This window comes from Peribacillus sp. B-H-3, from assembly GCF_048572925.1.
Taxonomy (GTDB): Bacteria; Bacillota; Bacilli; order Bacillales; family DSM-1321; genus Peribacillus.
In genome coordinates this window covers 3,409,706-3,430,151 of the sequence record NZ_CP183879.1, presented here as the reverse complement: position 1 = coordinate 3,430,151, position 20,446 = coordinate 3,409,706, and the positions used below count along the sequence as shown (strand labels likewise).

Sequence of the window (20,446 nt, the reverse complement as noted above, 5' to 3'; positions counted from 1 at the left end):
TGTTTTATTTTGAGGCCGAGCTTAGAGTTGATTCGAAAAATCCTTTAGAATCATTCACATTAGCTGGATTAGCTGGCGACTTTGCCTTCGAATCGAAGCTTAGCAGGTTCACATTAACCTTATATTACTGGATATTCTAACAAATCGATTCAAAAGTAATTAAATAATATTAAGAATTTTAATATATTGTTCAAAAGTCAGAAAATATTGTCGATTCGTCATTTACAATTTAAGTAATTGAATGTAATATTTTAGTAATAATGAAATGGTAAGTTATTACATTTTAGCTGGTTATCAGAGTATATATGAAAGCCGCGGAAGCATAGATCTGCGCAAATAGAGTCATGAAGTGAATGTTTTATTTGGCTGTTTGCGTAAACTTTGTTCCATAGCGGTAAAGTTTACGCAAACAGCCTTAAGGAAAGAGCCATGATAAAAACCAAAAGGGGATACGGAATGACCACATTCCGTATCCCCTTTGTTTGAAAGCGGGATTTCACCTTCCGCTTATTGCTCCTTTATCAGGAAAACAGTGATTTTATTGCATCAATCAAGCTGCTGAAAAAATCTTTTAACTTATCAAGAAAGGACTGGCCTTCGTCAGATTTTAAAAATGTAGTCAATTTTTCCTTGGCTTTTGTCAATTGATCTCCAACAGAGTTCCAGTTAATGTTCAAGTCCTTTAGTTTGTTGAACAAGTCGGTTAAGCTTTGAAGCTGATCGTCTGTGAGCTTGATGCCGAGATCATCTGCCGCTTTTTTAATGATGCTTTTGATATCATCCTCTGTTTTTGGAGGATTCTTCGCCATTTCTTCCTTGATTTTTGTCATCAGGGCAGATGCCTTATCAGAGCCTATTTTGTCGCCAAGCTGTGCCGTTTTCACCATTTCTTCGTTGGCCGCCTTTTTGACATCTTCCGGAATGGTTTTGTTGGAAGAAAGCTCGTAAGCTTTAATCACACCGGTCAATGCGGCTGTTCCCGATACAGGGATAGGTGCAGTCACATAGACGGATGCATCTTTTACTCCGGCTGTGGCAAGCGCGTTAATGTACATTTCTTCTGTAACCCAGTTAATATTTTTGCTTTGTACCTTAAGTCCGGTTCCGGCCTTCTCAAGTGTGATGGCAGAAGACGATATTGCTTTTGTGCCGATTAAGCGGCTTGGAATATAATCGCCAAGATAGTCATGCTCTTCTTTGTTTGTGACAGTCAGGATATCCGTTCCCTGAGGGGCCTTCATTTCTGACAATATCATCTGTTTTTGCTCTTCTGTTAAATTCTCCCCGAGCGTAACGGTCATGTCACCGACTGCAGCATCCGCAAAGGCTCTCAGCGGAAGCAGCAAGCATAATATAAGGGTCATAACTGCCCATTTTTTTGAAATTCTGATTTTCATATTTTCCTCCTTAATCATCTGAACCATCTTTATGGAAAAGAACCCTGTTACAGGAAATAACTCTTTTCTATAGAATAGTATAATCACAAAATGATAAAGTTTCAAAAAAAAAAGCGAAAAGGAGCGGATGCCCGCCGCGAATCCAGTTAGTCTGAAAGGGGCATGTGGGCGATTTGTCATAATGTGAAGTATTATAGTAAAATATAGAGGGCTGTAAATTAAAATAAACTGATAGCATGTAAGAACGATGTGTTACCGTTTAAAAACAGTCTGGAAATTCAGGTCATATTACCATGCTGCATGGGCAGCCGTTTAACCCTATAACCGGGCAATAACACCCTTAATGATCGATCCTTGCTGTCACTTGCATTATACGGTTCTGCAGCATGAACAAACCCAATGAAGCCGGGAAAATAAAAAAAGAAAGCGTTTTAACGGCATTGGGTGCGGGACGGGTTGAAACGGACACGATTTTTATGTATGATGTATAAGATCATTAAAATATTTTTAAATAAGCTCTGTTAAAGCTCTATGTTGATTTTTGGCCAATTTGAGATTGGTGCTGATTTGCTGGCTGCATGCGGAAAGCTGCGGAGAGTTCTGACCTGCCAGGAATGCCGGCGCCACGCGGAAATCAGCGGGCAAGATTAACAAAGCCTTAATAAAAAACTACGTTCTAGTAACGAGGGATCATATGTTAATTAAATATAAGAAAAGTTTTGAGAAGTTTGCAATGGGCTTATTATCATTTATGCCGAATGAAAAAGATATTAAGAATCTGCAGCAGACGATGAAAGACTATGAAGGCAATGAAGATAAGCAGCTGTTTTTATGGAAGGATGAAGAAATCATCGGGCTGATCGGAATTAATCTTGCCCATGAAGGAATCATCCAAATTGAGCATATATCAGTCAACCCGGCCTTTAGGCACCAGGGCGTTGGGAAAGCAATGGTGAAGGCACTGAAAGAAATGTTTGCAGATAAGGAATTAAAGCCTAACGAACTGACTGCGGGGTTTTTTGAAAAATGTGATGCTTCATGACGCCTGACCTTATTCCTTTCGTGGAATAAGGTCTTTTTCATGCTATGCCTGTTTTTCCGGGCTGCCGGGCAGAAAAACACGAGGAGGTCCTTATCTGCCGGCATTTTTCCTGCTTAGGATCCTGGCTCTTTCTTCGATAACCTCTGAACGGTCCCTTAATGAATGTTTATTGACTAAAAAGGGGTCATGGAGCAGACTGGCAGAACACCAGGCCAGGCCCTTGCTCAGGCACAAAGCTTCACACTCATTTATCAGACCCGGATCGGAAATCGGAAAAACAAAGTGTTCATATGGCTTGCCTTGAAGCAGGCGTTCATTAAGCTCTGCTAATAATTGCATGAGCATGCTGTAATTTAATCCGAGGTTAAGTGTTTCAGTTTTTTTGCACTGAAAGATATTCAAAGATTTTTGAAGTGTCTTCAGGGCGCCTTTTCCGTTTCCTCTGCGCTGATGGTAAAGTGCTACTGCAAGCTGAATGAATCCCACCCAATGGGACTGTTTATCCCCTGGAGAAGTTTTTTTCCAATATTCTTCAAGGATTTCATGGCACTCGAAATAATCTCTGTCTCCGTGAAAATGCACCAGATATGTAACATACTCTTTTGGATATCTCACGCGGCACCTCCTTTTCATGGTCATAAGAGATATTGTAGCACAGGATGTGTTTGTACAAACATTGAAAGGGTGCAGAACAAGACAAAGAGCCGATTGCATCGCAATCAGCTCTCCTTCCTCGAGTGGCAGCAATGCCGCCTCTCCAAACTAGGAAGCACAATTTCTTAGGATAATAACCGTGCAGGAAACAAATGTCCGCTTCATGCAAGGTCTCTTATCCCCCCATGTAAAGTACCTCCCTGGAATTTTCTTTCTTTACATGTTCAGAGTATGAAATTGTAGGCAAATGTGTTTGGGCGGCTGCCCAATCTGAAAAATCTTCCCATACAAAGGAGCAGCTGCAGTGAAAGAATCTTATTGGACAAACCCCGTTAATCTACTATACTTAAAGGATAGCGGGATAATGTTTTTATAGAAATAATCCTTCTATCATGGCGGGATTCCCCTATGATGGATAGGTGAACGAAACGTGTTTTCGACGGGCAGTTTTACCCGCTTAGACTTCTTAAGACTCTCCTTTGAAGCGAGAGCATACAGCCCGTTTATATAGGGCGGTAACCAATCATGATATTGCGGGGTTTTTACTATGGGCTACAACATTAAAATTGATGCATTTGAAGGTCCTATGGATTTGCTTCTTCATTTGATCAACCGGCTTGAGATAGATATTTATGATATCCCGATGTCTGAAATTACAGACCAGTATGTGGGCTATATTCACGCAATGAAGGATCTTGAACTGGATATCGCAAGTGAATATCTGGTAATGGCTGCAACATTGCTGGCGATAAAAAGCAAAATGCTTCTTCCAAAACATGAGGACGAAGCGGTATTTGATGAAGATGGAGCCTCCTTTGAAGAAGATCCAAGGGACGAACTTGTTGAACAGTTGCTTGAATACCGGAAGTTCAAACAGGCAGCAAAGGAATTTAAGACACTTGAAGAAGAACGGGGCATGGTTTTTACACGCCCTCCGGCAGATTTGTCTGATTTGGCCAAAGAAACGGAGCAGAAGCGGGAGGATTTGAATGTAAGCCTGTATGATATGCTGGGCGCCCTGCAAAAACTGCTCCGCCGGCAGAAGATACAAAAGCCGATTTATACAAAAATAACCAGACAGGAAATTTCCATAGAAAAAAGGATGGATGAAATTCTGTATGATCTGAAGAATTTTATCGGGAGAAGAAGCTTTTTTGATCTTTTTCCTTTCCGGGAAAAGGGACATATTGTTGTAACGTTCCTTGCGGTTTTGGAATTGATGAAAATGAATGAAATTATGGTAGAGCAAGACGGGAATTTCTCGGAAATTTTTGTAGCAGCTAAGGAAGGTGCAGCAGTTGGAGGGTAATAATTGGAAGGGTAGTTTAGAAGCCCTGTTATTTGCAGCTGGAGATGACGGTTTGTCCTTAAAACAGATTTCTTCTGTGCTGGATATTACGGAGATGGAAGCTGCCAATGTCATTGAAGACTTAAGAGAAACATACGATTCAAAAGAGAGAGGAATACAGCTTGCTGAGATGGGAGGGGTGTTTCAGCTGGCCACCAAAAAAGAACATGCCGATTACCTGAAAAAACTTGTGGAAACGTCGGGAACACAGGGGCTTACACAGGCTGCACTGGAAACACTGGCTATCATTGCTTATAAGCAGCCGCTGACGAGAGCTGAGATTGAAGAAATCAGGGGTGTTAAGACAGAACGTCCGCTGCAGACCCTTGTTTCAAAAGTCCTGATAAAAGAAGTCGGCCGTGCCGATGGGCCGGGAAGGGCATTTTTGTATGGCACAACAAAGGAATTTTTGGATTATTTCGGATTGAAATCGCTTGAGGAGCTTCCGCCGCTTGCTGATTCTCAAGGTGAAGAGAATGATATGGGTGAAGCCGATCTGTTCTTCGGGAAATTCCAGGATAATATGGAGCAAAATTAATCTCTCGATTGCAAATGGTGCATGACAGATTTTTGATAATTGTGATAATATACTATTCATATAGATACCTTGCAGTCAGGAGGGAAGTCTTTGAATATTTTGGAATGCCAGGGATATGAGCTCGAAAAGGAAAAATCCAACTCCCCTGAGGAATTTTTTAACAGGTCGGCCGTAAGATACATAGAAGGCGGAGCTGAAAAAACACTTACTGTTTTGTACCTTCGTTACTTTGATGGATTAATGGAAAAATATACTCCTTACAAGGCCAATCCGCTGTTTCAATGTTCCGGCCGCGATGTCTGTCTCTCGGATATCGCTGCACTTGTCTGCCTGATGGCTGATTCAGGATTCAAGGAGCGAAAAAGAGTGTACGTGAATTCGGAAGAGGATTTTTTCGGGTATTTCAAAACTGCTGACTTTCACCTTCTGCAAAAGATATTTATCGCAATTTCCAATGGAAGTCAATACGAAATTCTATGAGACGATGATGCAGAATGAAAATCTGTTAAAATATGAGGAGGGTGCACGGTTGGGAAATTTAATTGTAAAATCTCAGCTTGAGGATGTTAGTGTCTTTTTGGAGGGTACTGTTGCAAAGCTTGAAAACTTTCTGAATGAAACCACTCTTTCAAGCCTTAAGCAGGAGAGTGCCGGGGACGAAGAGTATTATAAAAGAGTCATTTCCAGTGTGAGAAGGCTGCTTGTTCACTGTGAGGATGGACTTGAAGCCTGCCAAATCGTCCTTAAAAATGAAATTTTTCATAAAGCGGCGGCCGAAAAAACACTATATAAAATTTACCACCAATGTGTGGATGAATTCTTTTCTCCTAAATCCGATTGCTGGTTTGAAGACAGCCGTTCAGCGTATACAGGCAAAAACTCAATTAAATTCCATAGCGGGGTACCTGAGAGCATATCAGGAATCTTCAGAAACCTGGAAAAGGAATTTCAGTCTGTACGCGAAGATCTGGAATTCTATGAAACAGATTATCGGACGAAAATGCTTCAATCTAAATAGCAAATGACGAAGAGGGTGTTCCTAAAAGGCCATGATTCAGTGGCCTTTAGGGAGCACCCTCTTTTTCTGCCCGCTGCACAAGACTTGAAGCAAGCTGCAAATGCCTTGCATAGTTGGCTGTGGCCCTTTGATAAATAGCCTGTTTTATACATATCCCATTTTCCTTTGCATACACTTGTACTAAACCATAATGGGACGAGGGGAATATATGCGTTTTCTTAATAGATGCCTGCCAGTCTTACTTGCTGCAGCGCTGTTTCTGTCATTCTATCCGCTTGAGCCAAAGGCAGCTTCAGGAGTGACAGCACACAGTGCCATATTAATGGACCAGGAAAGCGGACGAGTATTATTTGAAAAAAACGCACATGAAAAGAGCCGCATCGCAAGCATTACAAAAATTATGACCGCCATATTGGCCGTGGAATCCGGAAAGATGAATAAAACAGTGACGGTGTCGGACAATGCCGTTGGTACAGAAGGCTCATCTCTGTATCTTAAATACGGAGAAAAAATTAAATTGCGGGATCTCGTTTATGGACTGATGCTGCGTTCCGGCAATGATGCTGCTGTAGCCATTGCTGAAGAGGTGGGTGGAAGCCTTGACGGGTTTGTCTGGATGATGAATCAAAAAGCGGAAGAAATCGGAATGAAAGACAGCCATTTTACCAATCCGCATGGCCTTGATAACACAAAGGATCATTATTCTTCTGCTTATGACATGGCTCTTCTGACCAGATATGCCATGCAAAATAGCACATATAAAAAAATTGCAGGAACGAAAATCCACAAAGCCCGCAATTCCATGGAATCGTGGGATTATGTCTGGAAAAATAAAAACAAGCTTTTAACCCAGTTATATGAATATTGTACAGGAGGAAAAACAGGCTATACAAAGCTTGCTAAACGGACGCTTGTGACAACGGCCTCAAAGAATGGGCTTCACCTGGTTGCTGTAACCCTGAATGGTCCTGATGACTGGAATGACCATATCCATATGTATGAGTCCTCATACAATACGTATAAGCCTGCAGAGATTCTTTCTAAAGGGGAAATTACCGGTGTGAAAGAGAAGCCTTACAAAGGTAATATCTATTACAGAAACAGCTTTACCTATCCTCTGCTGAAAAAAGAACATGATAAAATTACGGTCGACCTGAAAATGTTAAAGCCCCAAAAGAGCTGGGAGGATAAAAAGAATATACCTGAAATCGTCGGGAAAGCAGTGGTTTACCTGGATGGAAGGGTCATTGGGGTGCGTTCCATTTTTTACGGAAAGCAGCAGGAAGCATTCAAGCAGCAATCCTTTCAGGCATCATGGCTGGACTTGTTAAAGTCCTTCCTTGGGATCAGCCATCATGGTTAATTATATCTGGGTGGGCCTGACAGTTTGCGGCATTCTGTTCGCCATGATTAATGGCACGATGGATGAGGTGAATGAAGCATTATTTAAAAGTGCAAAAGAAGCGGTTACCCTCAGCCTTGGATTGATGAGCATCCTGGTATTTTGGCTTGGATTAATGAAGATTGCCGAGGACTCTGGCCTGCTGAATAAATTGTCGCGCCTTTTTAAGCCGTTTGTGCAATTTTTATTTCCCGAAGTGCCAGCAGGCCATCCTGCGATGGGATATATCCTTTCCAATATGATGGCGAATTTCTTTGGGCTTGGAAATGCGGCAACACCTCTTGGAATAAAAGCAATGGAACAGCTAAAGGAATTAAATGGAGGCAAGCCGGAAGCGAGCAGGTCCATGATTACCTTTTTGGCAATCAACACCTCAAGCATTACGCTGATACCGACAACCGTAATAGCCATCAGGATGAATTTCAACTCTGCGTCTCCTACCGATATTGTTTTTCCGACAATCATTGCTACAGCCATTTCAGCAGCGGGAGCGATCATGATTGACAAGTATTATTACAGGAAGAGAAAACGCAATGGGGTGAAGTAGATGCATTGGATGACAGTGATTTCGATTTGGATGATTCCCATATTAATCGGCGGCATTCTGCTATACGGAACCTTCAAAAAAGTCCCGACATACGAAACCTTCGTTGAAGGAGGAAAGGAAGGGATACAGATATCCTTTTCCATTATTCCTTTTTTAGTGGGCATGCTTGTGGCGATTTCAGTTTTTCGGGCATCAGGTGCTCTTGATTATGTTGTGGGGTTTTTGAAACCTGTTTTAAGTATCATTCATGTTCCGGCAGAAATTGTTCCTTTGGCCATTATCCGGCCTCTATCAGGTACGGCAGCTCTCGGGATGACGAGCGACTTAATATCTGTGTATGGGCCAGACTCATTTATAGGCAGGCTCGCAGCCACCATTCAGGGAAGTACAGACACGACCTTTTATGTGTTAACTGTTTATTTTGGTGCTGTCGGCATCAAGAAAATGGGCGATGCCGTCAAAGTGGGCCTTTTAGCAGATTTAGTTGGGATTGCTGCGGCCATAGCGGTAGTATCATGGGTCTTCGGGACAAAATGATGAAAAAGCAGGAGATTTCTTGAGAAACATTAGAAATAACATATCAGTTTTAAGACCAAATCGCGTGATGATTTGGTCTTTTGTATTTGTTGTTATATCAATGCTTTTATTCAAAAAAGGTATAAAATAACCTCTGTACTCCCTAAACGTTGTGCAGGGGTTCATTCTTTATCTGCAGACTTATAGGTTTCACAAAAGTTGTAGAATGTCCTTAGAATGGTTAAAGCATACTGGGTACTGGGCGTACTTGGGGTTGAAATATGCATTTTTATAAATTTCCCATCCATTTCTATCACTCCATGCTTCTTCGCTAACAGGATTATGAACAACAACTATGCTGTCTACTTTAGTAGCCAATCGTTGTAACTTAGCCAAGTTTTTGTCCTTCCTATAATATCCTCTTTTTTTATGGGGGAATGGCAGCTATGTGATACACTCATATTGTCAAAATGTATGAAACAATTGCCTGCCATAAGGCAAGAATAAAAAAAGAAACCCGGTAATTCCTTAAAAAACATTTGTTTTTTAAGAGCATTGTGCAATAATTGTATGATTGCGTGTAAACTGCAGTTTTTAAAGATGCCACAAGTATGACTTATGAGGTGAAGATAGATGGAACGGTTGCAAAAAGTTATTGCTCATGCAGGAATTGCATCGAGAAGAAAAGCGGAAGAACTGATTTTGGATGGAAGAGTGAAAGTAAACGGAAAAACGGTAAAAGAACTTGGAATTAAGGTAGCCCCTAATGATAAAGTGGAAGTTAACGAGGTGCCTCTTGAAAAAGAAGCTCCGGTTTACTTCCTGCTATATAAGCCCCGGGGTGTCATTTCTGCAGTTGCGGATGATAAAAATAGAAAAGTGGTAACAGAATTCTTTCCAGGCATTCAGGAAAGAATCTACCCGATCGGAAGGCTTGACTATGATACATCAGGCCTGCTGCTGCTGACAAACGACGGGGAATTCGCCAACATCCTGACACACCCAAAACACGAGGTAGACAAAGTCTATGTAGCAAAGGTGAAAGGAATTCCACTTAGGGAAAGCTTGAAGAAATTGGACAGGGGAATTATGCTTGAAGATGGAAAAACGGCTCCAGCTCGCACTAAAGTCCTATCGGTGGATAAGAAGAAACAGACTTCGATCATTGAAATCACCATTCATGAAGGCAGAAACCGGCAGGTCCGGAGAATGTTTGAAGCAATAGGCCATCCTGTAACAAAGCTGAAAAGGGAAAGATTTGGCTTTTTGACCTTGCAGGGCCTTTCAGCCGGTGAAGCACGGGAGCTTACACACCATGAAGTAAAGCAGCTTAGAGCGCTTGCCTTGAACGAATCAAAAAGATAAAACTGAAACAGGAACTATAAATAAGCGATGTTTTTTACAAAAGAATCATTCAATTACAAAATGGGATATATTTTTTAGGCCTTTTACCGAAGATTCTTGTAAAAGGCATCGCTTTAATATTTCGGTAAAACGTTTACATTTTTTTATATCATCAATCCTGTTCTTTTTGTCACATAATTTTCAATAATTAAAATATTGGGGAATATATGTAAAATGTTATAATGAAGTAGCAATAAGGAAACAAACAGGGGGTAGTGCGGTGGATAAGAAAAAGCGGAGATTGATACTGAGAACAGCAATCCTCCTTGTGCTCGGCGGAGCTCTGGCATTTACGCTTTATGCGAATTTGACAAAAGATAAAAATGATTCTGTCCAAGTTGGCTCAAAGGCTCCCGATTTTGTGCTGAAGGATATGAAAGGCCAAAAACATAAGCTGTCAGACTATAAAGGGCAAGGTGTGTTCCTGAACTTCTGGGGAACGTATTGCAAGCCTTGTGAACATGAAATGCCATACATAGACAGCCAATATAAAGAGTTTAAGAACAAAGGAGTCCAAGTGCTTGCTGTAAATGTCAGTGAATCGCATTATGCGGTCCAGGACTTTATAGACCGTCATCAGCTTACCTTCCCGGTGGTTATTGATAAAGGCGGGGAAGTTCAGGCAGCATATGGCATTGACCCTTTGCCTATCACTTTTCTCATAGATAAGAATGGAAGGGTGATAGATAAGTTTACCGGAAGTTTAACAGAGGCTAACATACAGCAATTCATGGATAGAATCAAGCCTTAACATGGGAGAGATTTCAAAAATGGCAGAAGTGATATGCGAGTGCGGGCATAAAAATCCCGAAGGAACCATTCTCTGCGAATCCTGCGGAAGGCTGCTGGACGAAAAGCAATCGGGCGAAAAACTCGCCGATATGCGATACGAAGGCAGTGCCAGGCGCTCACAAACCTATAATAAGACAATCATCGATAAGATTTGGAACTTTTTTTCTTCGGTAAAGGTAGGAGTCACACTTATCATCATAACCCTTGTCGCATCCGCGGCGGGCACCATTTTGCCTCAGGAAATGTACATACCGACTAATGTGGATCCAATGGATTATTATCACGACGAATACGGATGGTTTGGAAAACTGTATTTTCAGCTGGGCTTTAACAATTTATACAGCTCCTGGTGGTATATGATTTTAATAGGTTCCCTCGGCATATCTCTATTAATTGCGAGCATAGACCGATTCTTTCCGCTATACCGCTCGCTGAAGCTCCAAAAGGTTACCAGGCATGAGGGTTTCCTGAAAAGGCAGAGAATCTTTGGAACGACGGATTGTGCCGGACTCGAGCCAAACATAGAGGAAGCGAAGGGAAAACTTAAGAAAAGGCATTACCGTGTCCGGGAGGAAAACGGGAACCTGCTGGCTGAAAAAGGCCGTTTTGCACGCTGGGGACCTTATATTAACCATATTGGTTTAATCGTTTTCCTGATTGGGGCCATGCTCCGGTCTGTACCTGGCATGTATGTAGATAAAGTGCTGTGGCTGAGAGAAGGAGAGACAAAGGAAGTTCCGGGGACAAATGGCCAGTATTTTCTCCATAACAAGAAATTCACACTCGAAACCTATGATAAAAACAATAAAGAAGATAAGGAATTCAAGGAAGCCATTGCTGAAAAAGGCACCATTGCAAAAAACTATCAATCTGACGTCACCCTTTATAAAAAGGATGGAAGCTCCCTTCCCGGCGAAGAAGCAAAACTGAAAAAGATTAAGGATTACAGTATTAAGGTCAATTATCCGCTGACATATGATCATTTTTCCTATTATCAGGTGGACTACAAGCTTGGCGAGCTGAACAAAATGTCGTTTAAGCTGATTGATAAACAAACGTTACAATCTTTTGGTTCCATTACGATAGATTTATATAATCCTAAGAAAAACTATCAGCTTTCAAAGGGATATTCCGTTCAGCTTATGAGCTATTTTCCTGATTTTGAATTTGATAATGACAAACCTGCAACCAAATCAAGGATTCCAAACAACCCGGCTTTTATTTTCAAGATGTTCACACCTGATAAGCCAAAGGGTGAGGTCAGTTTTGCAGCTATCAAACAAACCATGGAGCCATTGGGCGAAAATAAATATAAAATGGCTTTTGCCGGTATTGAAACCAAGAATGTCACAGCCCTGACAATCAGGAAGGATTTGACGCTCGGGATTATTTTTGCAGGCGGCATCATTTTTATGATAGGAGTCGTTCAGGGTGCATACTGGAATCACAGGCGCATCTGGATCATCAGAAAAGACGGAAAAATCCTGCTGGCAGGCCACACAAACAAAAACTGGCATGGACTAAAGCGTGATATCAGTACGATTATCGAAGGAACGGGAATACAGGAACCGGAAGATCAACTTCAAGAAGAGAAATCTTCAAAATAGGGGGATTCATATTGGCTGGGTTAAGCAGCAATTTATTGTTTACAGCTTTTATCTTGTACTTAGTGGCTACCTTTTTCTTTGGGGGGGCAATCAAAGATAAAAAAGGCGGAATGGAAAAAAAGCAAAATAAGTGGGCGATTTTTGGGATCACTCTTTCAGCGATTGGCCTTGCTGCCCAGCTTGGCTATTTTGTGACACGCTGGATTGTGAGCGGGCATGCACCGGTAAGCAATCTCTTCGAATTCACAACATTTTTCGGAATGATGCTGGTTTGTGCATTCATGGTGATTTACAGCATTTATAAAACACCTGCCCTTGGGGTGATAACTTTGCCAATCGCCCTCATCATCATTGCTTATGCAAGCATGTTTCCAAGGGAAATTGCGCCCCTTATCCCTTCACTTAAAAGCTACTGGCTTTATATTCATGTGACAACAGCGGCAACGGGTGAAGCAGTGCTGGCCATCAGCTTTGCTGCAGGTCTTATTTACCTGCTGAAGTCCATTGATCAGTCCAAAAGGAGCAAAAGCACTTTTTGGCTGGAAGCATCACTTTTCATCTTGATTACAGCTCTGGGATTTGTGGCAGCTTCTTCAGCTTTCTCGCTGATGGATTATAAAGCCGATTTTACCTGGACAGACAAGCATGACAAACAGCAGCAGCTTACATATACGATGCCTGCTATTTTCGGTCCGCATGAAGGGAAATTGCAGACTGCCGGAAAAATGGAACCGCTAATTGAAGTGCCGGCCATTATTAATGCGAAGAAACTGACTACAGTGGTATGGTCGCTTGCTGGAGGAATCATTCTTTATGCCATTATCCGGCTGATTTTAAGAAAAAGGATTTCAGCCGCCATTCAGCCGGCTGTCAAAAATATCAATTTGGATTTGCTCGACGAAATCGGCTACCGCTCTGTTATGATCGGCTTCCCGATTTTTACTTTGGGGGCACTGATATTCGCCATGATATGGGCCCAGGCAGCCTGGTCAAAGTTCTGGGGATGGGATCCAAAAGAGGTATGGGCATTAATCACCTGGCTCTTTTATGCTGCGTTTTTGCATCTCCGGCTTTCGAAGGGCTGGCAGGGAGAGAAATCCGCCTGGCTTGCCATGATCGGCTTTTTAATTATCATGTTCAATTTAATTGCTGTTAATCTGGTTATCGCCGGCCTGCATTCATACGCATAAAAATATTTAAGGACGGATTTCACCGGGCGCAAAATCTTTTTGTGTCCGGTACAGATCTGTTCTTTTTAATTGGCACTTTTCTTTTTTTAAGGTGTTCTGTGAGGCGATCCCATTGTTAAGGCAGGTTGATAGGTGCGAGCTTATGCAAATGGACAGTATTACTCAAGACTATCCGCAGCTTGAAGCATGTGTTTCGCTTTTATGATGTTTTTAGATATAATATGACCGAGGCCTTATCTTACATAATGTCATGCATTTTCACAAATAGATTCATTCGCAATATTAATCAGCTTTTATGCCGGGGTTTGTAAAAGTGCATAACTGAATTGTACTTTGCTGATTGAAGACTTCTGGAGATTGGTGCTACAGGCGAGACCCTGCAGGAGACGAGCTGTGAGCAGGCTCCCTCCAAGGGCATGCAAGTTTAACAAAGCCTTTAGCAAAAGATACGCTGTGCTAAAAAATGAAAGGGGAGGAAAACCTGTCATGGATCAAACACTGAAGATATTGGTGGTAGATGATGAAGAAAGAATCCGCCGTTTACTTAGAATGTATTTAGAAAGAGAAGATTATATCATTGATGAAGCAGAAAATGGCGATATTGCCCTGGTCAAAGCACTGGAAAATGAATATGATGTCATTCTTCTCGACATTATGATGCCCGGCAAGGATGGAATCGAGGTATGCAGGGAGCTTCGTGAGAAGAAGTCCACCCCAATTATTATGCTCACTGCAAAGGGAGAGGAAATTAATCGTGTTCAAGGCTTTGAAGCAGGCACAGATGATTATATCGTCAAGCCTTTCAGCCCGCGCGAAGTGGTGCTGAGGGTGAAGGCACTTTTGCGCAGATCTTCCCATGCAAGCTTTATCCAGCCTGAAATTGCTTCACACGATGTGATTGTTTTTCCTCACCTGAATATCGATAATGATGCACACAGGGTGACTGCGGACGGCAAGGAAGTCTCACTTACACCGAAGGAATATGAACTGCTTTATTTTTTGGCAAAGTCCCCGGATAAGGTGTTTGACCGGGAACAGCTTTTAAAAGAAGTCTGGCATTATGAATTTTTTGGAGATCTTCGGACGGTAGATACACATGTTAAGCGGCTTCGTGAAAAACTGAACCGGATCTCCGAAAATGCTGCACGGATGATTGTTACGGTTTGGGGTGTCGGCTATAAATTTGAGGTGACAGCTGACTGATGTTCTGGCGGAGTGTTGTTGGAAAGCTGTGGATAACGATTTTGCTGCTGGTTTCACTTGTACTGAGCATTCTGACCGTGCTGCTCATGCAGTTTTTTGAAAATTTCCAGATAGACCAGGTGGAAAATGATTTAACGAAATCAGCGGAAAGAATTGTTAAGGTCATCCATGATAATCCGGATACCGATCAGGTTTTGCAGATTGCTTCTGATATGGTCGGCAAGGAAACAAAAATGCTGGTATTGAATAACAAAGATGTCATTTTTAGTACATTTGAGCATAAAAATGCGGCAGATTTACCTAGTATCCTTAAAAATGATAATGAACTGGAAAATGTTTTCAAAAAAAGAATGACGGTTAAGAAAGAAATGATATTTCCTTCTGATATTCCGGGCAGCCAAGGGATTTCTGCCATTGTGATTGGAGTTCCCCTGCAGCTCGATGGAAAAAAAGAAGAAATTTTTCTGTTTCAATCACTAGAGTCAATGGAGAAAGCCATTCATTCTACGACTAAATTCATTTTGCTTGCTGCCGGGGTCGCCATCATTCTGACAACAGTGTTCGCTTTCTTTCTTTCAACCAGGATTAATGCGCCGCTTAGGAAAATGCGTGAAGCCGCCCTAGAAGTCGCCCGAGGGAAGTTCGACACGAAGGTCCCGATTGTCACTCAAGATGAAATTGGGGAGCTTGCGGCTGCATTTAACCAGATGGGAAATCAGTTAAGCTTCAATATTAATGAACTCAGCCAGGAGAAGGAACATTTAGCCAGCATTTTAAGCAGTATGGCAGATGGTGTCATTACCTTTGATAAAGATGGTGCCATCCTCGAAACCAATCCGCCTGCAGAGCGTTTTCTTCATAGCTGGTATTTTGAAAAAGGATTCAACCGTGAACCTTCTGATGGCGTTCCAGCTGTCTTGATGAATCTTTTTAACGCATCAGAAGAAAAGGATAGAGAGCAGATTGGTGAGATTACCCTGCAGGGGCATGATTGGGTTTTGATTGTCAGTCCTTTATACGGATCAAACAGCATCCGGGGGGCCGTTGCCATCATCCGCGATATGACAGATGAGAGAAAAATGGATAAGCTGCGTGATGATTTTATCGCAAATGTTTCACATGAACTTAGAACCCCCATCTCGATGGTGCAGGGATATAGTGAAGCGATTATTGATGATATTGCCGGAAGCAAGGAAGAAAATATGGAAATGGCCAAGGTCATCTATGATGAATCCCTCAGAATGGGCCGGCTGGTGAATGATCTTCTCGATCTTGCCAGAATGGAATCAGGACATATTGTTTTAAATTATGAAGAAGTAGAGCTGGATGTTTATCTGGGGAGGATTGCCGCTAAATTTTCCGGACTTGCAAAAGAAAAGGACATTATCATCCAGACGGATATGCAGGACCAAGATGCCAGATGGGATTTCGATCCCGACCGGATTGAACAGGTTCTGACAAATCTGATCGACAATGCCATCCGCCATACTCCGGTAGGCGGCGAGGTTAAAGTCCTTCAGAGGATCGATGAAAGACGAGGCTTAATCATTGATGTGAAAGATACAGGATCAGGGATTCCTGAAGGAGATTTGGCCTTTGTGTTTGAAAGATTTTATAAGGCAGACAAATCGCGGACGCGCGGACAATCAGGTACAGGCCTTGGCCTTGCTATTGCAAAGAATATCATTGATGCTCATGAAGGGATGATTACAGTCAATAGCTTGCTTGGAAAAGGGACGACATTTACCTTTATATTGCCTCGGAAAATGAAAGAAAATGAATAATAGGATAAAAGCGTGGCGGAAAATCTTGTTTCATAAGAAACGCGGACGCTGCAAAAAAAGGAAGATATTTCTCGGAATATCTTCCTTTTTTTGGGTTATGGGACTATGATGAAGGTGTGACATATTGATAGCGATGCGACAATATTTTAACGGAGGAGGGAAAAAATGGACTCCGTTTTCCATGAGCTTTATCAAGGCTACCATAAAGAACTTTATCAATTCTTATATTATATGACAGGGAACAGAGAAACAGCAGAAGACATCGTACAGGAAGTCTATATCAGGGTGTTGAGGTCATATGAACATTTTCAGGGGAAAAGCAGTGAAAAGACCTGGCTTTATTCGATTGCCAGAAATGCAGCAATTGATCATTTCCGAAAGCAGAAACGCTTTAAGGAAAGGCTTTTCCATAATTTCGATTGGAGTAAGCAGACTGTAAAGGACACAGCACCCCTTCCGGAGGAAATAGCCCTGCAAAAAGAGGATATTCAGCAAATTTATAAAAGCCTCGACCGCTGCACGATGGATCAAAAGTCTGTCCTGGTGCTGCGCTTTGTACAGGGGCTTTCTACCGTTGAGGCGGCAGAGGTGCTGAACTGGAGCTTAAGCAAGGTGAAAACAACGCAGCACAGAGCTTTGAAGGCTGTTAAAAAAATGATGGAGGAGTATACAGGAGAGGAGGGGGAGCAATATGAAAAAATCCCGATGGAGCGATGATGAAATAAAAAAATTGCTTCATCAATTGCCTGAAATCAGTGATAAACGCAATCAAGGGGAAGTCTATCAGTCTCTTTCTGCTCTAAAATTATTTAAAAGAAAGAGAAGATGGATTCCTTCCGTTACAGCAGCTTTTTCTTTGCTTATTATTTTGCTGCTTTCCGTTTCTTTTTTTTATGAAAGAAATCACCTTTCAAGCCAAGGCCATATGGAGCAGGCAAGCAGCACCCGTGCAGATAAACAGACTGATAGGAACAAGCTGGGTACAGCTGCAAAAAAATCTGTTTCAGGAAATCTGCTCGGAACTGGCGGCAGTAAGGATTCGGCGGGAAAATCAGTATCCGCTATGCCGGCAAAAAACAAGACTATAACAATAGGTGTTCCGGACCGGCAATTTAATTTAATTATTCCAGTTTCAATAGAAGTGAAACAATTTGCAGAAAGCAAAAGGCTGGATGTGCTAAAAAAAAATATGGATGGCCTCAAAGGTAAAGCCTTGGGGTTAGGGGATTATTATCCTCTTCAGCTGACTTTTACTAAAAATCCCGGTGAATCCAGTATAAATATAGATATTCCGGCAAAAAGCCGAGCCATTAGAGATGATCAGCTTTTTTTAAGAACGATCCGCCAAATAATGAAGTATCAGCATGCTGTCAAATTCACGCTAACGGAAAATGGAAAAGCGGGAGCAAACTTCCCGGAAACCGGCTGGATCAGAGAAGAAAAGCTTCCGGCCAACTCCAGGCAAACATACCTTATTTATCAGGCTGATAAGAAATCACCTTCCTATATCGTGCCGTACATGGAATATAACTATATAGGAGATGCGCTTGCATCAGCCAAAAAAAACCCAGCCATAGAGGGGGTAAAGCCATCGATTCCGAGGGCGTTTAAATGGAAGAAAATTCAGGAAAACAAAAAAGAAAAAAAAGTAACAATCTTTCTTTCTTCTGATTCCGAGCTGAAAGATACAAAAGCGGCTTCGCAAACCGTAGAAGCAATTTTATTTACAGCAAAGGATTTCGGCTATGAATGGGTGAAGTTTATAAATCCGCCTCTCACAAAAATCGGCAATTTTCAATTGAATAGAGATATAAGAGTGCCCCAAGCTCCAAATGTCATTCGTCAATCAAAAACTAATAATAGCCAGGTTCAGAACTGAAAACATTCCTATTCTCAGACCGTTCTATATTGAACCCTTTTCACATACCATAAAAAAGTATAAACGGCTAAGGGGGAATCTGATGCTTGATTATGGGAAAAGGCTGCTGATTGCAGTCATTATTGGACTATGCGTTGGGTTATTATTTATTGGCGGAAAAAGCGGACATGCTTCAGAAAAAAGGGAGCAGGCATTTTCCTGGAGCAACTGGACTCGGCCAGTATGGAAGCATGGTGCTGGCAGCTGGTAAATGACACTCCTGGCAGCAGGGATTATTTTCGCCTGTAAATGCATGGAAAAAAGGAGAATGAGATGCATTCTCCTTTTTTCCATGAATGTTATGTATACTCCACTCAGAAGACTGCCGAGCCTCCTCCTCTCACGGGCTGCGGTCAGATTTCGCCGCTGGTGACGATCCTCAGAAGCGAATCATTTCCAATAGTGCAGAACGCATCCATGTACTTTAACAAAGCCAATGCTTTAAAGGAAAGTCACAGGGTGATTCTGGACATGAAGGTGATATCATCCAAGTCATTGAGTTTGCCGGAAGCTTCTTCGTTAAGGCGTTTATCGAAGGATAGGACCATAATGGCTTCTCCGCCTGCTTCTTTGCGCCCTACCTGCATGGTGGCAATATTCACATCATGGTCTCCGAGTATTTTTCCCACTCTGCCAATAACACCGGGCCGGTCTCTATGCTGAATATAAAGAAAATTCCCTTCAGGATGGAAATCAATGTTAAAGCCGTTTAAGCTGACAATTCTTGAATGATAACCCTCAATGTGCGTCCCGCTAATGCCCAGCAGCCCTGTATCTCCTTTTGCAGTGACGGTAATGAGGTTGGAGTAACCGGAAGTTTCTGCCGCAATTTTTTCCCCGATAGTCACTCCGCGTTCTTTTGCCACTAAAAGTGCATTCACCTCATTGACGGGGATATCTAAACGGCTTTTGAAAAAGCCGGATATCAAGCTTTTTGTCAAAATAGAGTGATCAAAATCAAGGTCGCTTCCTGCGTAGGTTACCGATATTTCGTGAATTCCTTCCTTCATGCATTGTGAAACGATGGAGCCCATTTGCTTCACAAGCTGATAATAAGGCTGTACCTTTTCGAATAATTCCCTTGATATCGCAGGAAGATTTATCGAATTGGAAACGGGATTTCCATTTAAAAACTGCAGTACCTCCTGAGCAACCTGTGTTGCCACATTGAGCTGAGCTTCTTTGGTTGAAGCGCCGAGATGCGGAGTAGCAATGACAGCATCCAGCGTAAGCAGCTTATGGCCATGAGGAGGCTCTGTTGCAAATACATCTATGGCAGCACCGGCAATGTGGCCTTCCTGTATCAGGGAATACAAATCATCTTCATTAATAATGCCGCCGCGTGCGCAGTTCAGAAGATATACACCTTTTTTGCAGGTGCTGAGATTTTCTTTGTTTAATAGATTCCTGGTATCTTTTGTCAATGGAGTATGGACGGTAATGATGTCGGCTGTTTTCAGCAGATCCTCAAGAGATAAAGAGAGGACGCCCATCTTCTTAGCTCGTTCTGCTGTCAGAAAGGGATCATAAACCGCAGGGGTCATTCCAAACGCTTTAGCTCTTTTGGCAATTTCACTGCCAATTCGCCCCATACCCACAATCCCCAGTGTCTTTCCGTATAGTTCAGTGCCAGTGAAGGATGAGCGTTTCCATTCTCCATTCTTAAGAGAAGAATGAGCTTGTGGAATATGGCGCATCAATGAAGCCATCATGGCAAAAGTATGCTCAGCAGTGGACATAGTATTTCCGTCAGGTGCATTTACAACAACGATGCCGCGCTTAGTGGCTGCCGGGACATCGATATTATCAATGCCTACACCGGCACGTGCGATAATTTTTAAATTCGGCATACGGTCCATTAATTCTTCTGTGACGGTTGTCGCGCTTCTGACCAGAATCGCATCAACCTGATCAAGCTCTTCTTCCGCTTCTGTTACTGTTTTGTTAATGAGAAGGATATCCGGCGCCTCAAGAAGAGGGCCCAGGCCTTCGGGCTTAATAGCATCAGCAATTAAAATATGATACACCATACACACCTGCCTATAAGAATTTTCTGTCAATTTTACAGAAGGTTTTACGAACTGTC

At 42.2% G+C, this 20,446-nt stretch carries 21 protein-coding genes; 17 read left to right on the top strand and 4 right to left on the bottom strand.

Going from position 1 to position 20,446, the window contains the following annotated elements; translation table 11 throughout:
* Positions 1-521: 521 nt before the first annotated feature.
* Positions 522-1,397, bottom strand: coding sequence for a DUF1002 domain-containing protein (locus ACN6MY_RS17050; protein WP_419881255.1), 876 nt, complete (start codon positions 1,395-1,397; stop codon positions 522-524).
* A gap of 694 nt (positions 1,398-2,091) precedes the next feature.
* Between ACN6MY_RS17050 and ACN6MY_RS17045 the strand changes: the two genes are divergently transcribed.
* The gene (locus ACN6MY_RS17045) at positions 2,092-2,439 is read left to right on the top strand and encodes a GNAT family N-acetyltransferase (RefSeq protein ID WP_419881254.1); all 348 of its coding nucleotides are present in this window, start codon (positions 2,092-2,094) and stop codon (positions 2,437-2,439) included.
* A gap of 90 nt (positions 2,440-2,529) precedes the next feature.
* Here the strand turns inward: ACN6MY_RS17045 and ACN6MY_RS17040 are convergent, their stop codons facing one another.
* The gene (locus ACN6MY_RS17040) at positions 2,530-3,054 is read right to left on the bottom strand and encodes a DUF309 domain-containing protein (protein WP_419881253.1); all 525 of its coding nucleotides are present in this window, start codon (positions 3,052-3,054) and stop codon (positions 2,530-2,532) included.
* A 586-nt stretch (positions 3,055-3,640) separates the two neighbouring features.
* Between ACN6MY_RS17040 and ACN6MY_RS17035 the strand changes: the two genes are divergently transcribed.
* The 7 genes from ACN6MY_RS17035 to ACN6MY_RS17005 all read left to right on the top strand — a co-directional run bounded on the left by ACN6MY_RS17035 (position 3,641) and on the right by ACN6MY_RS17005 (position 8,483).
* Entirely contained in the window at positions 3,641-4,402 is a 762-nt protein-coding gene (locus ACN6MY_RS17035) for a segregation/condensation protein A (protein ID WP_071350398.1), read from the top strand.
* Entirely contained in the window at positions 4,392-4,979 is a 588-nt protein-coding gene (gene scpB / locus ACN6MY_RS17030; RefSeq protein WP_419881252.1) for an SMC-Scp complex subunit ScpB, read from the top strand. The genes ACN6MY_RS17035 and scpB overlap by 11 nt, the downstream gene beginning before the upstream one ends.
* Before the next feature lie 90 nt (positions 4,980-5,069).
* Positions 5,070-5,459 carry a hypothetical protein gene (locus ACN6MY_RS17025; protein ID WP_419881251.1) on the top strand — a complete coding sequence of 130 codons (390 nt, stop codon included), beginning with the start codon at positions 5,070-5,072 and terminating at the stop codon, positions 5,457-5,459.
* Positions 5,460-5,508: 49 nt separating this feature from the next.
* Positions 5,509-5,997: a YpuI family protein gene (locus tag ACN6MY_RS17020; protein WP_419881250.1), complete on the top strand. Its 489-nt coding sequence runs from the start codon at positions 5,509-5,511 to the stop codon at positions 5,995-5,997.
* 208 nt (positions 5,998-6,205) lie between these two features.
* Positions 6,206-7,360: a D-alanyl-D-alanine carboxypeptidase family protein gene (locus tag ACN6MY_RS17015; RefSeq protein WP_419881249.1), complete on the top strand. Its 1,155-nt coding sequence runs from the start codon at positions 6,206-6,208 to the stop codon at positions 7,358-7,360.
* Entirely contained in the window at positions 7,353-7,946 is a 594-nt protein-coding gene (locus tag ACN6MY_RS17010) for a nucleoside recognition domain-containing protein (RefSeq protein WP_419881248.1), read from the top strand. Before ACN6MY_RS17015 ends, ACN6MY_RS17010 begins: the two co-directional genes overlap by 8 nt.
* Positions 7,947-8,483: a spore maturation protein gene (locus ACN6MY_RS17005; RefSeq protein WP_419881247.1), complete on the top strand. Its 537-nt coding sequence runs from the start codon at positions 7,947-7,949 to the stop codon at positions 8,481-8,483. It abuts the gene before it with no gap.
* A 189-nt stretch (positions 8,484-8,672) separates the two neighbouring features.
* Here the strand turns inward: ACN6MY_RS17005 and ACN6MY_RS17000 are convergent, their stop codons facing one another.
* Complete coding sequence (locus tag ACN6MY_RS17000) at positions 8,673-8,858, bottom strand: hypothetical protein (RefSeq protein WP_419884277.1); 186 nt, start codon at positions 8,856-8,858, stop codon at positions 8,673-8,675.
* 237 nt (positions 8,859-9,095) lie between these two features.
* Here ACN6MY_RS17000 and rluB point away from each other — a divergent pair, with 237 nt between their 5' ends.
* The 9 genes from rluB to ACN6MY_RS16955 all read left to right on the top strand — a co-directional run bounded on the left by rluB (position 9,096) and on the right by ACN6MY_RS16955 (position 18,571).
* Complete coding sequence (rluB, locus tag ACN6MY_RS16995) at positions 9,096-9,827, top strand: 23S rRNA pseudouridine(2605) synthase RluB (RefSeq protein WP_419881246.1); 732 nt, start codon at positions 9,096-9,098, stop codon at positions 9,825-9,827.
* A gap of 259 nt (positions 9,828-10,086) precedes the next feature.
* On the top strand, positions 10,087-10,617 hold the full coding sequence (gene resA, locus ACN6MY_RS16990) for a thiol-disulfide oxidoreductase ResA (RefSeq protein ID WP_071350388.1): 531 nt from the start codon (positions 10,087-10,089) through the stop codon (positions 10,615-10,617).
* A gap of 19 nt (positions 10,618-10,636) precedes the next feature.
* Positions 10,637-12,265 carry a cytochrome c biogenesis protein ResB gene (resB, locus tag ACN6MY_RS16985; protein ID WP_419881245.1) on the top strand — a complete coding sequence of 543 codons (1,629 nt, stop codon included), beginning with the start codon at positions 10,637-10,639 and terminating at the stop codon, positions 12,263-12,265.
* Between the two features lie 11 nt (positions 12,266-12,276).
* Complete coding sequence (ccsB, locus tag ACN6MY_RS16980) at positions 12,277-13,455, top strand: c-type cytochrome biogenesis protein CcsB (protein WP_419881244.1); 1,179 nt, start codon at positions 12,277-12,279, stop codon at positions 13,453-13,455.
* Positions 13,456-13,941: 486 nt separating this feature from the next.
* Complete coding sequence (locus tag ACN6MY_RS16975) at positions 13,942-14,658, top strand: response regulator transcription factor (RefSeq protein WP_071350431.1); 717 nt, start codon at positions 13,942-13,944, stop codon at positions 14,656-14,658.
* Positions 14,655-16,442, top strand: a complete 1,788-nt coding sequence (locus ACN6MY_RS16970; RefSeq protein ID WP_419884198.1) for an ATP-binding protein — start codon at positions 14,655-14,657, stop codon at positions 16,440-16,442. Before ACN6MY_RS16975 ends, ACN6MY_RS16970 begins: the two co-directional genes overlap by 4 nt.
* Positions 16,443-16,607: 165 nt before the next feature.
* On the top strand, positions 16,608-17,159 hold the full coding sequence (sigX, locus tag ACN6MY_RS16965) for an RNA polymerase sigma factor SigX (RefSeq protein ID WP_419881243.1): 552 nt from the start codon (positions 16,608-16,610) through the stop codon (positions 17,157-17,159).
* Positions 17,134-18,321 carry a hypothetical protein gene (locus ACN6MY_RS16960; protein WP_419881242.1) on the top strand — a complete coding sequence of 396 codons (1,188 nt, stop codon included), beginning with the start codon at positions 17,134-17,136 and terminating at the stop codon, positions 18,319-18,321. The genes sigX and ACN6MY_RS16960 overlap by 26 nt, the downstream gene beginning before the upstream one ends.
* 82 nt (positions 18,322-18,403) lie before the next feature.
* Positions 18,404-18,571 (top strand): hypothetical protein, encoded by a 168-nt coding sequence (locus ACN6MY_RS16955; RefSeq protein WP_419881241.1) that lies wholly within the window; start codon positions 18,404-18,406, stop codon positions 18,569-18,571.
* A 241-nt stretch (positions 18,572-18,812) separates the two neighbouring features.
* On the opposite strand, the gene serA is transcribed toward ACN6MY_RS16955, so the two are convergent.
* The gene (serA, locus tag ACN6MY_RS16950; RefSeq protein WP_419884197.1) at positions 18,813-20,387 is read right to left on the bottom strand and encodes a phosphoglycerate dehydrogenase; all 1,575 of its coding nucleotides are present in this window, start codon (positions 20,385-20,387) and stop codon (positions 18,813-18,815) included.
* Positions 20,388-20,446 lie beyond the last annotated feature (59 nt).

Excerpts from the sequence above, each read along its gene's own strand:
- ACN6MY_RS17050 (WP_419881255.1), bottom strand. The coding sequence starts at position 1,397 with ATGAAAATCAGAATTTCAAAAAAATGGGCAGTTATGACCCTTATATTA.
- ACN6MY_RS17035 (WP_071350398.1), top strand. The coding sequence starts at position 3,641 with ATGGGCTACAACATTAAAATTGATGCATTTGAAGGTCCTATGGATTTG.
- ACN6MY_RS17005 (WP_419881247.1), top strand. The coding sequence starts at position 7,947 with ATGCATTGGATGACAGTGATTTCGATTTGGATGATTCCCATATTAATC.
- ACN6MY_RS16975 (WP_071350431.1), top strand. The coding sequence starts at position 13,942 with ATGGATCAAACACTGAAGATATTGGTGGTAGATGATGAAGAAAGAATC.
- ACN6MY_RS17010 (WP_419881248.1), top strand. The coding sequence starts at position 7,353 with ATGGTTAATTATATCTGGGTGGGCCTGACAGTTTGCGGCATTCTGTTC.
- ACN6MY_RS16960 (WP_419881242.1), top strand. The coding sequence starts at position 17,134 with ATGAAAAAATCCCGATGGAGCGATGATGAAATAAAAAAATTGCTTCAT.
- ACN6MY_RS16955 (WP_419881241.1), top strand. The coding sequence starts at position 18,404 with ATGCTTGATTATGGGAAAAGGCTGCTGATTGCAGTCATTATTGGACTA.
- ACN6MY_RS17015 (WP_419881249.1), top strand. The coding sequence starts at position 6,206 with ATGCGTTTTCTTAATAGATGCCTGCCAGTCTTACTTGCTGCAGCGCTG.
- sigX (WP_419881243.1), top strand. The coding sequence starts at position 16,608 with ATGGACTCCGTTTTCCATGAGCTTTATCAAGGCTACCATAAAGAACTT.
- rluB (WP_419881246.1), top strand. The coding sequence starts at position 9,096 with ATGGAACGGTTGCAAAAAGTTATTGCTCATGCAGGAATTGCATCGAGA.
- ACN6MY_RS17045 (WP_419881254.1), top strand. The coding sequence starts at position 2,092 with ATGTTAATTAAATATAAGAAAAGTTTTGAGAAGTTTGCAATGGGCTTA.
- resB (WP_419881245.1), top strand. The coding sequence starts at position 10,637 with ATGGCAGAAGTGATATGCGAGTGCGGGCATAAAAATCCCGAAGGAACC.